Consider the following 15,716-nt stretch of genomic DNA (forward strand, 5'->3'; position numbering starts at 1 on the left):
GGGCCTGGAGGGCCGGGCGCAGGCCCGGGCCGGCGCCCGGCACGTTGCCGTGCGCGAACGGCTCCCCCTCGGCGGTGCGGCAGGAGTCGACGAAGTCGAGGACGCCGGCGAGGTCGAGGCCGAGCCCGTCCGGTCCGCCGAGCAGGGCCGCCGTCTCCACCGCGGCGGCCGTGGACACCAGGTCGGATCCGCGCCCCTCCCAGTAGCCGAACCCGCCGTCGGCGTTCTGGAGTCCGGCCAGCCAGTCGGCGATCCGGTGCCGGGCCGCCCGGTCCTCGGCGAAGGCTCCGGCCGCGAGGGCCCACAGGGTGCAGCGCACCTCACTGCCCCGGCCCGGCATGTACATCACGCCGCCCTCGTTGGGCAGTTGGCAGCCCTCCAGCCAGCGCACCTCGTCCGGGCTCGGGGACTCGGCCGAGAGCACGGCGGCGGCCGTGGTCAGGGCGTCCGCCGAGGCCCGGGGTTCCCGGTAGGTGTAGCCGCCCCCGGCGACGCCCAGTTCGGCGATGCGGGCGGTGACGGCGTCGGTGACGGGGGCGAGCGGCGCGCCGAGGGCCTTGAGCGTGCCCACGGCACAGAAGGAGGCCCACACGTCCTCGACGTCGTACCCGTCCCAGCGGACGAAGGCGCCGGAAGGGCCGCGCCGGCGCATGACCCACTCCCGGCAGCCGTCGGGATCACGAGGCGCCCGGCCGAGTGCCGCGAGCGCGCCCACGGCCCGGTACGTGGCCCACAGGCACGGCACCTCGGCGGCGGGCGCGAACCGGAAGCCGCCCTCGTCGCCCTGGCGGGCGCGCAGCCAGGCGGCCAGCGCCTCCACGTCCCACGGCGGTGCTCCCGAGGCGCCGTTGTCCGTGGCGGCCCGCCAGGCCATCACCCCGTAGTAGCAGGCCCGTACGTCGGCCTTGCCGCGCCGGGCGTCCTCGGGGGACCAGCTCAGTCCGCCCCCGTCGCACTGGAGCCGGCTCAGCCAGTCCAGCAGCCGGGTGCGGTCGGGCACCGGGCCGCCGCACAGCTCGACGGCCGTGCGGGCGGAGAAGTGGGTGGCCCACACGTCCGGGGCCTGCCCCGGGAGCATGGCGTAGGCGTCGCCGGACCAGGTGCGTTCCAGCCAGCGGGCGGTGGCCTCGGTGCCGGGCACCGGGCGGCCCATGTCGCGCAGCGCCTGGGTGCAGTAGAAGGTGGCCCAGGCGTCGGAGAGCATGCCCCGGCTCCAGGCGTAACCGCCGTCGGCGTTGCGCCGGCCGGTCAGGTAGGCGGCCGTGCCGTCCGGGTCGGTGACCGTGTCCGTGCGGTCCAGCCAGCCCAGCGTCCGCACGGCGGCATAGGTGCACCACAGGTCGGGTTCGCCGCCGGACACACCCCGGCCCTGCGGCGCGCGGGGGGCGGTCGTCGTCACGGTGGCGGTCATCGCGCGACCTCCACTTCCCGGATGTTGGACCGCTTCCAGCTCTTCTGCGAGGCGCCGCTCTTGGTGTTGGCGGGCAGGGAGTTGACGAACACCACCCCGTCCCAGCGCAGCCCCAGCAGCTCCTCGGACCTGGCCTGGACGCGCCGGCACTCCTCGGGCTCGCCGTCCCGCCCGGAGCCGATGCCGCGCTCCAGGAGCAGCCGTGCGTAGGTGCCCTCGCTGTCCACCTCCAGCAGGTAGCCCGTGGCGTCGGTGACGCCGTAGACGACCTCCTCGACGGCACGTACCGACAGCGGAGTGCCGCGCACGCGCAGGCCGTCGCTCGAGCGGCCGTGGACCGTGATCCCGGGCGCCGCGCTGCCGCACGGGCAGTCCGCCTCGACGGACACCTCGTCGCCGGTGTCGAGCCGCAGCAGCGGCCTGGCGTGTGCGTTGAGCGGGGTGACGACGAGCCGTCCCCGCTCGTGCCCGCCCCGGTCGTGCAGCGGTACGACGCCCTCGGGCGTGGCCAGCTCGAAGTAGGTGGCGGCAGGCAGCAGGTGCTGGCGGCCGTGCGCACAGGCCGCGGCCAGCGTGCCGGTCTCCGTGCTGCCGTAACTGGCGTCGTAGACATCGGCGTTCCACCACCGGCCCAGCCGGGCGCGGAAGGGCGCGGTGTTGACCTCTCCGAGCAGCATCAGCCGCTCGACCGAGGAGTTGAGCTCGTCCAGTTGCCCGCGCTGCGCCAGCAGCCGGGTGAACTGGAGGGCCACGCCCGGGGCGACGAACACCGTGGTGGGGCGGTAGGTCCGCCACATCGACTCCAGCCGGTCCCAGCCGGAGATGCCCGTGGCGAACGGATAGGCCCGGATGTGCGCGTGGTCGAGGTACTCGCAGACCCCGGCGACCAGATCCGCCACCGGCACGATGTCGGACGGCAGCAGGATCACCACGCGCTCGTCGGAGCCGAGCAGCGGGCGCCACGCCTCGGCCACCGAGACGGTGTTCCAGATGGTGTCCTCGGCCCGGCGCGGGGTGGGCGTGGGCTGGCCCGTGGTGCCGGTGGTCTCGTAGTACTTCGAGGCCTCGGTCGGCGATACGGCCGCGAAGTCCAGGGGCCGCGCCTTGAGTGACTCACGCGGCGTCACGGGCAGGTCCCGGAAACGGTCGGGGGAGAACTCCCCGATATCGCCGCTGCCCTCACCTGCGCCGTAAGCCCTTGTTCCGCGCGCGCGTCGCCAAGCTGCGGAGAGCTTTTCTGCGTAGAAGTACTCGGCCGGGATGCGGCCTTGATTCTCCCTAATCTCGGCCTGTGCCTCACGAAGTATTGTCTGGCGTTTGTCGGTGTGCAGGATCACACGAACCTCGCTCAATTTATCGCTTGTCGCCTGCGCACAGCCAGGAAGGAGGAAGGGCTGTACGCGCCCGTGACGTCGGTCTCGACGGGCCGCCCTGCGAGGGTCGGGAAGCCACAGCTCAGGGCGTGGCGCAGGGGCCAGGAGCCCGACCCACAGCGAACGTATAGCACTAAAGGTGAGCCGTGCAACCGCCTCAGGGAGGCTCAACTCGCCATCCCCGACCGAAAATCGACGGCCCCGCTGACGCGGCAAAGGGCCTACTACTCGGTACGTTGCCCGAGTTGGTTTTCCGGCCTAGTCTCGACGAGCGCCGATGTGAAACCGGCATCGTTTTGAAGCCGCGGTTAATCGAACCCGAACAGCGGGTTTCGCGCCCTGTTGGAGCGCATACCGCACGCCGTTTTACCCGGCAGCCCGCAACCCTCATCCGAATCCGGTTGGAGCTTTCTCATGTGCGGAATCGCAGGCTGGGCCGACGCAGGACTCGACCTCACACGGGAGGTGGACGGCGTCGAGCGGATGGTGCGGACCATGGCCTGCCGAGGGCCGGACGCCGCCGGAGTCCACGTCGGCGCGCACGCGGTCCTCGGACATCGCCGGCTGGCGATCATCGACCCGGACGGCGGCAGGCAGCCCATGGCGGCGCCCGCCGATCCGGACCGGCCCGAAGGGGACAGGCCGGCCGTGGTGCTCAGTTACAGCGGCGAGGTGTACAACTTCCGCGAACTCCGCGAGGAGCTCCGTGGGTTCGGCCACACCTTCCGCACCCGCTCGGACACCGAAGTCGTCCTGCGCGCCTACCTCCAGTGGGGCCAGGACTTCGTCAGGCGCCTCAACGGCATGTTCGCCTTCGCGCTGTGGGACGAGCGAGACCGGCGCCTGCTCCTGGTGCGCGACCGTCTCGGCATCAAGCCCCTCTACGTCGCACGGCTCGGGGGCGGTGTGCTGTTCGGCTCCGAACCGAAGGCGGTCCTCGCTCACCCGGGCTTCCGCGCCCGGCTCGACAGCCAGGGACTCGCCGACCTCCTCGGCCTGATGAAGTCGCCGGGCGTCACCCCCTACCGGGACATCGAGGAAGTGCCCCCGGGCTGCTTCGCCGTCTACGACCGCGAGGGGCTGCGGACCGAGAGGTACTGGAGTCTGGGGCGGCAGCCGCACGAGGACGACCTCGGCACCGCGGCGGACACCGTGCGGGCCCTGCTGGAGGACACCGTGTCCCGCCAGATGGTCACCGACGTACCGCTGTGCGCCCTGCTCTCCGGCGGACTCGACTCCACCGTGCTCACCGCGCTGGCCGCCCGGGTACAGGCCCGCGCCGGTGAACCACCCGTGCGTTCCTTCGCGGTGGACTTCACCGGCAGCGAAGCCGACTTCAAGGCCAGCGACTTCCGGCCGGAGCGCGACTCCCCCTACGCCCTCGAAGCCGCACGGCACATCGGCACCGACCATCGGCTCATCGAACTCTCCGCCGACGAGCTCACCCGGGACGTCAACCGCGACGCGGTCCTGCGCGCCCATGACCTGCCGTACACCTTCGGCGATGTGGACACCTCGCTGCACCTGCTGTTCCGGGGGATACGCGAGCACTCCACCGTCGCCCTGTCCGGTGAGTCGGCCGACGAGGTCTTCGGCGGCTACGCCTGGTTCCACGACCCGGCCGTCATCGAGGCGGCGGCGTTCCCCTGGCTCAGTCGTATGCAGCTCATCACATCCGGGCTGCTCTCCCCGGCCTTCCGGGCGGCCACCCGCTTCGAGCAGTACCGCGCCGACCGCTACCAGGAAGCCCTCGGGGAGGTCGAGCACCTGCCCGGCGACTCCCCGTCGGAACGCCGCATGCGTGAGATCAGCCACCTGCACCTCACCCGCTGGCTGCCCGCGCTGCTCGACCGCAAGGACCGGCTCAGCATGTCCGCCGGTCTGGAGGTCCGCGTGCCCTTCTGCGACCACCGGCTCGTCGAGTACGTGCACAACACGCCCTGGGACCTCAAGACTCCCGACGGCGACCCCAAGGGCCTCCTCAAGCGGGCCACCCGCGACATCGTGCCCAGGTCCGTGCTGGAACGGCGGAAGAGCCCCTACCCGACCACCGCCGACCAGCTCTACGAGAAGGACCTGCGGGCCCGGACCCAGGCGCTGCTCGCCGACCGCTCCTCTCCCGCCTTCGACATCGTCGACGCCGGCGAACTCGGCCGCATGCTCGACCTCCCTCAGGGTCATTTCCACACACAGTTGCACCGCAACGGGCTGGAGACCGCCCTGTACCTCGACAGGTGGATGCGCGAGTACGACATCGCACCGGAATGACAGCGCTACGGCACAGATGCGGATATGTCCGCTGAATCGCCGCCGAAGGCAGTGACAGGCCGAGGTTCGTGGTGGATCAGGTGCCCGCACGCGTTAGCGTGGTGGGTCTGACAGCGAGCCGTGCCGGTTCGCGCTGGTGGCGGAGTGGCGGCAGGGGGAGACATGCGGGTCGGAGCGGTGTCTTGAGACTGCTGCACACGTCCGACTGGCACCTCGGCCGGTCGTTCCACCGGGTGAACATGCTCGGGGCTCAGGCCGACTTCATCGGCCGGCTCGTCGCGACCGTGCGGGAGCGGTCCGTGGACGCGGTGGTCGTGTCGGGGGACGTCTACGACCGGGCGGTTCCGCCGCTCGCCGCGGTCGAGCTGTTCGACGACGCCCTGCACCGGCTCGCCGACCTCGGCGTGCCGACCGTGATGATCTCCGGGAACCACGACTCGGCCCGCCGTCTGGGCGTCGGCGCGGGCCTGATCGGGCGGGCCGGTATCCATCTGCGGACCGAGCCGTCGGCTGCCGGTGCCCCGGTGGTGCTGGCCGACGCCCACGGGGAGGTCGCCTTCTACGGGCTGCCGTATCTCGAACCTGCCCTGGTGAAGGACGAGTTCGGCGTGGAGAAGGCCGGGCACGAGGCCGTGCTCGCCGCCGCCATGGACCGGGTCCGCGCCGACCTCGCCACCCGAGCGCCCGGCACCCGCTCCGTCGTCCTCGCGCACGCCTTCGTCACCGGCGGCGAGCCCAGCGACAGCGAACGGGACATCACCGTCGGCGGTGTCGCCGCCGTACCCGCCGGTGTCTTCGACGGCGTCGACTACGTGGCGCTCGGGCATCTGCACGGCTGCCAGACCCTCACCGAGCGCGTCCGCTACTCCGGTTCCCCGCTGCCCTACTCCTTCTCCGAGGCCGGGCACCGCAAGAGCATGTGGCTCGTCGACCTGGACGCCGACGGGTCGGTCGGCGCCGAGCGCGTCGACTGCCCCGTGCCACGCCCCCTGGCCCGGATCCGGGGCACGCTGGACGACCTGCTCGCCGACCCGGGGCAGGCACCGCACGAGGAGTCGTGGGTCGAGGCGACGCTCACCGACCCGGTCCGCCCGGCCGACCCGATGGCCCGGCTCACCGAGCGCTTCCCGCACACGCTCAGCCTCGTCTTCGACCCCGACCGCACCGCGGACGACCCCGACGTGTCGTACGCCCGGCGCCTCGCCGGCCGCAGCGACCAGCAGATCGCGGAGGACTTCGTCGCCCATGTGCGCGGCGCCGGACCCGACGGGCACGAACAGGGCGTGCTGCGGGACGCGTTCGACGCGGTACGGGCCGACGAGACCGTCCGGGAGGTGGCGCGGTGAGGCTGCACCGGCTGACGGTCACCGCCTTCGGCCCCTTCGGAGGCACCCAGACCGTCGACTTCGACGAGCTGTCGACGGCCGGGCTGTTCCTGCTGCATGGACCGACCGGCGCCGGCAAGACGTCCGTCCTCGACGCCGTGTGCTACGCCCTGTACGGCTCGGTGCCGGGCGCCCGGCAGGGCGGCGGACAGGGCGCGACCCTGCGCAGCGACCACGCCGCACCCGCGACCCGTACCGAGGTCGCCCTCGAACTCACCGTCGCCGGACGCCGGTTGGAGGTCACCCGCCAGCCCCCCTGGGAGCGCCCGAAGAAACGCGGGACCGGCACGACACTCGACAAGGCCCAGACCTGGCTCCGCGAGTACGACGCCACGGCCGAGGCCTGGAAGGACCTCAGCCGCTCCCACCAGGAGATCGGCGAGGAGGTCACCCAGCTGCTCGGCATGAGCCGGGAGCAGTTCTGCCAGGTCGTGCTGTTGCCGCAGGGCGACTTCGCCCGGTTCCTGCGCGCCGACGCCGAGGCCCGGGGCAAGCTGCTCGGCCGCCTGTTCGACACCCGTCGCTTCGCCGACGTCGAGAAGCGCCTGGCCGAGCGGCGCCGTGCCACCGAGGCCCGGGTGCGGGACGGCGACGCCGAACTGCTGGCCGACGCCCACCGTATGCAGCAGGCCGCGGGCGACGCCATGGAGCTGCCGGACCTGGATCCTGGCGAACCCGGGCTGGCCGAGGCCGTGCTGGGCGCCGCAGCCGTCGCCCGCAGCACCGCCCGGGAACAGCTCACCGTCGCCGACTGCACGCTCACCGCCGCCGAGTCCGCCCAGGCCTCCGCCGGCCGCACCCTCGACGACGTACGCGAACTCGCCCGGCTCCAGCGGCGGTTCGCCGAGGCGCGGGAACGGGCGGCGCGCCTGGAGGAGGGCGCCGAGGCCTACCGGGAGGCGCAGGCGCGCATGGAGCGGTCCCGCAAGGCCGAGAAGGTCGCGCCCGCCCTGGACCTGCGGGAGTCCGCCGACGCCGAACACCGGCGGGCCGCCGTCGCCGAGGCACGCGCGCGAGCCCTGCTGCCCGAGAGCTTCGCCGACGCGGGCGCGGCCGGACTCGCGACGGCCGCACGCCGGGCCGCCGAGGAACTGGGCGGGCTGGACTCGGCCCGCCGCGCCGAGCGCCGGCTGGTCGAACTCCTCGACGAACGCACCGGCCTGGACCGCCAGGAGCGCGCCGACGCGGACGTCCTGCGGGAGGCGGAGGACTGGCTCGAGGGCTGGGAGGAGACCCGCGCCGGTCTCCAGACCCGGGTGGACTCCGCGCAGCAGGCCGCCTCCCTCGCCGAACAGCTCGCCGTACGGCGTGAGCCCGCGCGGGCGCGTCTGAAGGCCGCCCGGCTGCGCGACCAGCTCGCCAAGGACACCGACCAGGCCGCCGACCGGGTCCGCGACGTGCAAGAGCAGGCACTGCGGGCCAAGCAGCACTGGCTCGACCTCAAGGAACAGCGCCTGACCGGCATCGCCGCCGAACTGGCCGCGCATCTCACCGACGGCGAGCCCTGCGCCGTCTGCGGTGCCACCGAACATCCCGCCCCCGCCCGCAAGGTCGCCGGGCACGTCGACCGCGAGGCCGAGGAACACGCCCTGGCCGCCTACCAGCGCGCCGACGAGCAGCGCACGGCGGACGAACGGCGGCTGGGCGACGTACGGGAGGCGCTGGCGGCGGCCACCGCCGAGGCCGGTGACACACCCACCGAGCAACTCGCCGAAGAGGCCGAGGAGTTGGAGGAGCAGTACGAGCAGGCCCGCCGTGGCGCCGCCGAACTGCACTCCGCGCGGGAACACCTGCGGCAGGCCGGGCATGAGCAAGAACGGCGCGTCGCCGCCCGGCAGGAGGCCGCCGTGCGGACCGCCGCCCGGGTCGGACACCGGGAGCGGCTGGACCGGGAACGGGCCGGCCTGGAGGAGGAACTGGACCGGGCGAGGGGGACCCTGGACAGCGTCGCCGCCCGGGCCGCGCAACTGGAGCGGCGGACCGCGCTGCTCACGGACGCCGCCGACACCGCCCGCGCCGCAGAGGACACCGCCCAGCGGCTCAAGGACGCCGACGCCCGGCTCGCCGACGCCGCCTTCCGCGCCGGCTTCGAGACCCCGCAGGCCGCGGCCGACGCCCTCCTCGACGACGCCGTCCACCGCGAGCTGCAACGGCGGCTGGACGCCTGGCAGAACGAGGAGGCCGCCGCACGGGCCGTCCTCGCCGAGGCCGACACCGCGGCCGCCGCCCGGCAGCGGCCCGCCGACCCGGAGAGCGCGGAGCGGGCCGCTTCCGCCGCCGACCGGCGGACCCGCGACGCCGCCTCCGCCCATGACGCCGCCGCCCGGCGCTGCGCCGAACTCGACCGGCTGTCCGCCCGGGCGACCGCCTCCGTGCACCGACTCGCGCCGCTGCGCGAGGAGTACGACCGGGTCGCCCGCATGGCCGGCCTCGCCGCCGGCACCTCGGCCGACAACGAACGCCGGATGCGCCTGGAGTCGTACGTCCTCGCGGCCCGGCTGGAACAGGTCGCCGCCGCCGCGACCGTACGGCTGCGGCGCATGTCGTCCGGCCGCTACACCCTCGTCCACTCCGACGACCGCACCGGGCGCGGGCGCAGCGGACTCGGACTGCATGTCGTCGACGCGTGGACCGGCCGCGAGCGGGACACGGCGACGCTGTCGGGCGGCGAGACGTTCTTCGCCTCGCTCGCCCTCGCCCTCGGCCTCGCGGACGTCGTCACGGACGAGGCGGGCGGCGTGCGGCTGGACACCCTCTTCATCGACGAGGGCTTCGGCAGCCTCGACGACCAGACCCTCGACGAGGTCCTCGACGTCCTCGACTCCCTGCGCGAACGTGACCGCAGTGTCGGCATCGTCAGCCATGTGGCCGACCTGCGACGGCGGATCCACGCCCAGTTGGAGGTCGTGAAGGGCCGGTCCGGGTCGGTGCTGCGGCAGCGGGGCATTCAGGGGGGTTTGTGAGAAGGCCCTAACCCGCGGCACGGTGCGGCGAGTCAGCGTTGTAGGTTCTTGCCCCATGGTGCGATACGCGGAGCCGGGCACGGTGGAGTGGGTGGAGTCGGGCGGCGGACCGCTGATAGCGGTGCCCGAGACGGTTCTGCCGTTCTGGGCGGGCGCGGACGGTGAGGAAACGGCGTCCGACTACGACCGGGCGTGTGAGGTGGACGGGCACGTGGGGCTGCTGCCGGTCGGCGACTGCACGGCGCTGGTGCTGGGCGACGAGCCCGCCTCGACGGCCTATCTGCCCGACCAGGGCGTGTTCGTGCGGTGGAGTGCGGGTCATTCCGAGGACGAGCTGCTGGCGAGTGTGCCGGGTGCTGTCGCGACGGCGCAGTGGGAACCGGAGGTCAGCTGGCAGGTGCCGGGGCCGGTGCTGCTGTTTGACGCGGCATGGCCTGGAGGCGTGTCGGCGGGAAGCGACCGTGTGCGGGTGGTTCTGGAGCCGGGGCGGTATGCGGTTCGGGCGGCTCGGGTGCAGCCGGGGCCTGAGACGTGGGTGGGATTGGTTCAGTTGCGGCTTCTCGCGCCCAGATGACCGTGGAGATGTAGGCCGTTCGGAGTGTGCGGGCCGTCTGTGGTTGGTCGCGCAGTTCCCCGCGCCCCCAAGAGGGCCGATATTCGCGTGCGTCGTTTGCATGGCCCGGCCACGATGATCCGTATGCCGCGACTTCCTCACCCCAGTCCCGAAGAACTGCGCCGTGACCCCCTGCCCCTGCGTGGCCGTACGGCCCTGGTGACCGGTGCCAGTCGGCGGGGTGGGATCGGGCATGCCGTGGCCCGGCGGCTCGCCGCCTATGGGGCGAGTGTCTATCTGCATCACCATGTGCCGCACGACGCCGACATGCCCTGGGGCGCCGACCGGACCGAGGACGTGGTGGCGTCCGTGCGCGACGCACTCGGTGATCCCGAGGCGCGGGTCGTCGCCGGGCCCGGTGATCTGGCCGATCCGGCTGTGCCCGCCGAACTGATCGGCAGGGCCGCCGACGCGCTCGGCGGGCGGCTCGACATCCTCGTCGCCAACCACGCGCAGAGCGGATTCGACGGCTCTCTGGACGAGATCGACACGACGATGCTCGACAGGCACTGGGCGGTCGACACCCGCTCGGTCCTGCTGCTCGTCCAGGCACACGCCCGGCTGCGGCCATCGGGCCCCGGAGGCCGCGTCGTGATGATGACGTCAGGCCAGGACATCGCGAGCGGTATGCCGGGCGAGATCGCCTACGCCCTCCAGAAGGGCGCCCTCGCCTCGATCACCCGCTCTCTGGCGACGACACTCGCCGAGCACGCGATCACGGTGAACACCGTCAATCCCGGTCCCGTCGACACCGATTACCTGACCGGTGAGGCGTACGAGGCGGTCGAAGCGCGCTTCCCCGCCGGACGGTGGGGCATGCCCGACGACCCGGCCCGCCTCATCGCGTGGTTGGCCACGGACGAGGCGGAATGGGTCACCGGGCAGGTCATCGACTCCGAGGGCGGCTTCCGCCGCTAGCGGCGCCTAGAGCTGCGACAGTTCGTCCACCAGGTCGTCCAGGCCCAGCGAGCCCTGCGAGAGGGCCGCCATGTGCCACGCCTTCGGGTCGAAGGCGTCGCCGTGCCGGGCGCGGGCGTTCTCGCGGCCCAGCAGCCAGGCCCGCTCGCCGAGCTTGTAGCCGATGGCCTGGCCGGGCATGGACAGATAGCGCGTCAGCTCGCTCTCCACGAAGTCCGCGGGACGGCTGCTGTGCGAGCCGAAGAACTCCTGCGCCAGCGCGGGCGTCCAGCGCTCCCCGGGGTGGAAGGGGGAGTTCTCCGGGATGGTCAGCTCCAGGTGCATGCCGATGTCGATGATGACGCGCACGGCCCGCATCATCTGCGCGTCCAGGTAGCCCAGCCGGCGCTCCGGGTCCGTCAGGAAGCCCAGTTCGTCCATCAGCCGCTCCGCGTACAGCGCCCAGCCCTCGGCGTTGGCGCTCACCATGCCGACGCTCGCCTGGTAGCGGGAGAGGTCCTGCGCCACGTGCTTCCACTGGGCAAGCTGGAGGTGGTGACCGGGGACGCCCTCGTGGTACCAGGTCGACACCAGGTCGTAGAGGGGGAAGCGCGTCTCGCCCATGGTCGGCAGCCAGGTGCAGCCCGGCCGCGAGAAGTCGTCCGACGGCGGCGTGTAGTACGGGGCCGCGGCGCTGCCCGGAGGGGCGATGCGCGACTCCACCCGGCGCACCCGCTCGGCCAGGTCGAAGTGCGTGCCGTCGAGCGCGCCCATCGCCTCGTCCATCAGGGACTGAAGCCAGTCGCGGACCTCGTCGACGCCCTCGATGTGCGTGCCGTTCTCGTCCAGGTGCGCCAGCGCCACCCACGGCGTGGCCGCGCCCGGCAGGATCTTCTCGGCCTCGGTCCTCATCTCGCCGAGGAGGCGGTGGTACTCGGACCAGCCGTAGGCGTAGGCCTCGTCCAGGTCGAGGTCCGTGCCGTTGAAGTAGCGCACCCAGCGCGCGTACCGCTCCCGGCCCACCACGTCCGGGGCGCCCTCGATCGCAGGTGCGTACACGTCCCGCATCCAGTCGCGCAGCCGCAGGACGGCCTCGGTCGCCGAACGGGCGGCGGTGTCCAGCTCGGACCGCAGGGACTCCGGGCCCGCGGCCGCGAACTGCTCGAACCAGCCGTGGCCCGCGCCGTCCGCGTCGGCCCACTCGCCGAGCTGCTCCACGAACGTCTCCGTGGCGCGGGGCCCGCCGTACAGCTTCCGCTCCAGGCCGAGCGCCAGGGACTCCCGGTACCCCTCCAGCGCGGCCGGGACCGCGCGCAGCCGCTCCGCGATCGCCGTCCAGTCCTCCTCCGTCTGCGCCGGTGTCACCGTGAACACCTGCCGCACCGCATGGGCGATGGAGCTCAGGTTGCTGACGGACCGCAGGCCCTCCTCGGCGTCGTGCACGGCGAGTTCGGCGTTGAGCCGCTCGCGCAGCAGCCGCCCGCAGCGGCGTTCGATCTCACTGTCCGCGCCGGGCAGCCGCTCGGCCTCGTCCAGCCGGGCCAGTGTCCGGCGCGCCAGCTCCGCGGAGGCCTCCTGGCCCGCGGGCGAGGTGTCGGGCAGCCTGCTCGAACTCTCCTGCACGCCGAGGAACGTGCCGGTGATCGGGTCGAGGGCGACGAGCTCGTCGACGTAGGCGTCGGCGACCTCACGGGGCAGCGGGCTCTTGATCTCAGACATGCGGCCATCCTCGTACGGCGGGAAGCGCACGTCACCCGGATTGAGCCGAGGGCGAAGGCGGCAGCAGGGGTCCGCACTCCCACTGCTGGAAGATCAGCCGGGTCTCCACGCGTGCCACCTCCCGCCGCGAGGTGAACTCGTCCAGCACGAGCCGCTGCAGGTCGGCCATGTCGGCGACCGCGACATGGACGAGGTAGTCGTCCGGGCCGGTCAGATGGAACACGGTCCGCGACTCCGGCAGGGCGCGGATCCGCTCCACGAACGGCCCCACCAGCTCCCGCCGGTGCGGCCTGACCTGCACCGACAGCAGAGCCTCCAGGCCTCGCCCCAGCTTGGCCGGATCGAGCTCCAGCCGGTGTCCGAGGATCACGCCCGAGCGGCGCAGCCGGGTCACCCGGTCCAGACACGTCGACGGCGCCACGCCGACCTGCGTGGCGAGATCCCGGTACGTCGCCCGGGCGTCGTTCTGCAACAGCCGCAGAAGGTGGAGATCCACCGGGTCCAGTACGACAGATTCGGCCATCGGCCGAACGTAACACGACGTTCTCCCGCACAGAACCGGTCGCTGTTCACCCTTCCCTCCATGGACACGCACATGGACGCGCACATGGACATGGACATGAGCACAGTGAGCCGGGGCGCCCGCGACGACATACGCACCGCCCCGAGGGCACTCGCCACCGAGGCCGTGCACGCGGGGCGCGACGACCTCGCCCGGCAGGGGCTGCACGCCCCGCCGATCGACCTGTCCACCACCTACCCGTCGTACGACAGCCGTGGTGAGGCGGCCCGGATCGACGCGTTCGCCGCCACGGGCTCGGAGCCGGACGGCCCGCCCGTCTACGGACGGCTGGGCAATCCGACCGTCGCCCGCTTCGAGACCGCGCTGGCCCGCCTGGAGGGCACCGAGGCGGCGGTCGCGTTCGCCAGCGGCATGGCCGCGCTGAGCGCCGTCCTGCTCGTACGCGCCTCGATGGGGCTGCGGCACGTGGTGGCCGTACGTCCCCTCTACGGATGCAGCGACCATCTGCTGAGCGCCGGGCTGCTGGGCTCGGAGGTGACCTGGACCGACCCGGCCGGAATCGCCGACGCGCTGCGCCCGGACACCGGGCTGGTCCTGGTGGAGTCCCCGGCCAACCCCACGCTCGCCGAGGTCGACCTGCGGGCCGTCGCACACGCCTGCGGTTCGGTGCCGCTGCTCGTGGACAACACCTTCGCCACACCGGTCCTCCAGCGCCCCGCCGAGCAGGGTGCGCGGCTGGTGCTGCACAGCGCCACCAAGTACCTCGGCGGACACGGGGACGTGCTGGCGGGCGTGATCGCCTGCGACGAGGAGTTCGCGGGCAGGCTGCGCCAGGTGCGGTTCGCCACGGGCGGTGTGCTGCACCCGCTGGCCGGCTACCTGCTGCTGCGCGGACTGTCCACCCTCCCGGTACGGGTCCGGGCCGCCTCCGCCAACGCCGCCGAACTCGCCCGCCGACTGGCCGCCGACCCGCGAGTGGTCCGCGTGCACTACCCGCGCATCGGCGGCGCGATGGTCTCCTTCGAGGTGCACGGCGATCCGCACGAGGTCATCGCCGGCGTCCGCCTCATCACCCCCGCCGTCAGCCTCGGCAGCGTCGACACCCTCATCCAGCACCCGGCGTCCATCAGCCACCGCATCGTGGACGCGGAAGACCGACGCGACGCCGGGGTGAGCGACAGCTTGCTGAGGATGTCGGTGGGGTTGGAGGACGTCGAGGACCTCTGGGCGGACCTGGACAGGTCTCTCCTAGGGGCGCGGGGAACTGCGCGACAAGCCACGACGAGCCTGCAGCCGCCGACTCCCCAAGGCCCCTACGGTGCTGAGGCGCTTCCCAACTCACCGGCACCAGACGCAACCCGCTCACCCAGCCGCGCCGTGATCACCAGCGTCCCCTCCTCGACCTGATAGTCGAGCGGAAGCCCCAGCCCCCGCATCGCCGCGACCATGCCCGTGTTGGACGCCTGCGTCACCGCATACACACTCGCGCACCCGGCGTCCACCGCCATCGCCACCAGCCTGCGCAGCAACTCCGCTCCGACACCCCGCCGCTGCCAGGAGTCCTCGACGAGCAGCGCGACCTCCGTCTCGTCCCCGTCCCACAGCAGATGCCCGAGCCCGACCACCCGCCCCGACGCGGTCTGCACGGCGAGCGTACGGCCGAAGCGGGGGCTGAGCAGGTGGTTCAGATACCGGTCGGCATCGCCGACCGGCCCGTGGTAGCGAAGCCTCAGCGTGCGGTCCGAGCACCGCTCGTGCATCGCCCGGGCCGGCTCCAGATCACGGGTGTCGGTCCGGCGCACGGTGATGTCGGCGCCCTCGGCGAGGGTGAGCACGTCCCGGCCGTGCGGGACGCGCGGGCCGAGCCGGGCGTCCAGTTCCACCAGGGCCCTGGCCCGGGCGAACTCGGTCGGGGTGAACGGCAGGTACGGCCGCTCCACGGTGATCACTCCGCCTTCCGGGGCGCGCAGGCGCAGCACGGTGCCGTCGAGGGCGCCCTCCACCGGTACCCCGCCGGGCGCCCGGTCGCCGCCGGCCGGCGCGGGCTGGGAGCGGATCGTGCAGCGGCCCAGCAACTGGCGCAGAGCCAGCGGCAGTTCCGCGGCGTCCAGGGCGGTGCGGGCGGCGAGTCCCAGGACCCGGGTCGGTGCGTCCACCAGGTCGTGGGCGTCGGCCCGCTCGATCCAGGTGTCGGTGCCGCCGGCCGTCCGGACGGCCGTGGCGATCCCGGACCCCGGCAGCTCACCCGGGGCCCGAAGCAGGAACTCGTCCACCGTGCCGTCGGCCAGCGGATGCGTCTGCAGGCTCAGAATGTCGACGCGCTGCCCGGCGAGGGCCGTGCACAGCGCCGCCAGTGACCCCGGCTCGTCCTGCACCGTGGTCCGCATCCGCCACAGCGTGCTCGCCCCCGGCACCGGCTCCGGTGCCGGGGACTCGGTATGGTCCGGCGGCGGCGCGTTCTCGTGGCGTCGTGTCCGCCAGGCCCGGAACGCCGTGGTGAACCGCCGCATCGGGGTGGCGGGGCGGCAGTTGTTCTTCACGTGCGTCGCTTCAGTCATTTTTCG

11 protein-coding genes are annotated in these 15,716 nt (G+C 73.0%); 6 read left to right on the forward strand and 5 right to left on the reverse strand.

Annotation, left to right across the window (positions count from 1 at the left end):
- Both ACFTZL_RS01865 and ACFTZL_RS01870 read right to left on the reverse strand, forming a co-directional pair.
- On the reverse strand, nucleotides 1–1,411 hold a 1,411-nt coding region (locus ACFTZL_RS01865), incomplete at its 3' end, for a prenyltransferase/squalene oxidase repeat-containing protein (protein ID WP_382576999.1).
- On the reverse strand, nucleotides 1,408–2,538 hold the full coding sequence (locus ACFTZL_RS01870) for a phenylacetate--CoA ligase family protein (RefSeq protein WP_382577002.1): 1,131 nt from the start codon (nucleotides 2,536–2,538) through the stop codon (nucleotides 1,408–1,410). The genes ACFTZL_RS01870 and ACFTZL_RS01865, both read right to left, overlap by 4 nt.
- A gap of 660 nt (nucleotides 2,539–3,198) precedes the next feature.
- Here ACFTZL_RS01870 and asnB point away from each other — a divergent pair.
- The 5 genes from asnB to ACFTZL_RS01895 all read left to right on the forward strand — a co-directional run bounded on the left by asnB (nucleotide 3,199) and on the right by ACFTZL_RS01895 (nucleotide 10,931).
- A complete protein-coding gene (gene asnB, locus ACFTZL_RS01875; protein WP_382577004.1) occupies nucleotides 3,199–5,052 on the forward strand; it encodes an asparagine synthase (glutamine-hydrolyzing) in 1,854 nt (617 codons plus the stop codon).
- Between the two features lie 182 nt (nucleotides 5,053–5,234).
- A complete protein-coding gene (locus ACFTZL_RS01880) occupies nucleotides 5,235–6,398 on the forward strand; it encodes an exonuclease SbcCD subunit D (RefSeq protein ID WP_382577007.1) in 1,164 nt (387 codons plus the stop codon).
- Complete coding sequence (locus ACFTZL_RS01885) at nucleotides 6,395–9,400, forward strand: AAA family ATPase (RefSeq protein ID WP_382577009.1); 3,006 nt, start codon at nucleotides 6,395–6,397, stop codon at nucleotides 9,398–9,400. Before ACFTZL_RS01880 ends, ACFTZL_RS01885 begins: the two co-directional genes overlap by 4 nt.
- Before the next feature lie 55 nt (nucleotides 9,401–9,455).
- Nucleotides 9,456–9,974: an immunity 21 family protein gene (locus ACFTZL_RS01890; protein ID WP_382577012.1), complete on the forward strand. Its 519-nt coding sequence runs from the start codon at nucleotides 9,456–9,458 to the stop codon at nucleotides 9,972–9,974.
- Nucleotides 9,975–10,097: 123 nt separating this feature from the next.
- Entirely contained in the window at nucleotides 10,098–10,931 is an 834-nt protein-coding gene (locus ACFTZL_RS01895) for an SDR family oxidoreductase (protein WP_382577015.1), read from the forward strand.
- Nucleotides 10,932–10,937: 6 nt separating this feature from the next.
- On the opposite strand, the gene ACFTZL_RS01900 is transcribed toward ACFTZL_RS01895, so the two are convergent.
- Both ACFTZL_RS01900 and ACFTZL_RS01905 read right to left on the reverse strand, forming a co-directional pair.
- Complete coding sequence (locus ACFTZL_RS01900) at nucleotides 10,938–12,629, reverse strand: DUF885 domain-containing protein (protein WP_382577018.1); 1,692 nt, start codon at nucleotides 12,627–12,629, stop codon at nucleotides 10,938–10,940.
- Between the two features lie 31 nt (nucleotides 12,630–12,660).
- Entirely contained in the window at nucleotides 12,661–13,152 is a 492-nt protein-coding gene (locus tag ACFTZL_RS01905; RefSeq protein WP_382577021.1) for an Lrp/AsnC family transcriptional regulator, read from the reverse strand.
- Nucleotides 13,153–13,248: 96 nt separating this feature from the next.
- Here ACFTZL_RS01905 and ACFTZL_RS01910 point away from each other — a divergent pair, with 96 nt between their 5' ends.
- Nucleotides 13,249–14,559: a trans-sulfuration enzyme family protein gene (locus ACFTZL_RS01910; protein ID WP_382577105.1), complete on the forward strand. Its 1,311-nt coding sequence runs from the start codon at nucleotides 13,249–13,251 to the stop codon at nucleotides 14,557–14,559.
- On the opposite strand, the gene ACFTZL_RS01915 is transcribed toward ACFTZL_RS01910, so the two are convergent.
- Nucleotides 14,466–15,710, reverse strand: a complete 1,245-nt coding sequence (locus ACFTZL_RS01915; RefSeq protein WP_382577024.1) for a GNAT family N-acetyltransferase — start codon at nucleotides 15,708–15,710, stop codon at nucleotides 14,466–14,468. The two genes, ACFTZL_RS01910 and ACFTZL_RS01915, sit on opposite strands and share 94 nt — an antisense overlap.
- Between the last annotated feature and the right edge of the window lie 6 nt (nucleotides 15,711–15,716).

The sequence above is a fragment of the Streptomyces sp. NPDC056948 genome (assembly GCF_042674225.1).
In the GTDB taxonomy this organism is placed as follows: Bacteria; Actinomycetota; Actinomycetes; order Streptomycetales; family Streptomycetaceae; genus Streptomyces; species Streptomyces purpurascens.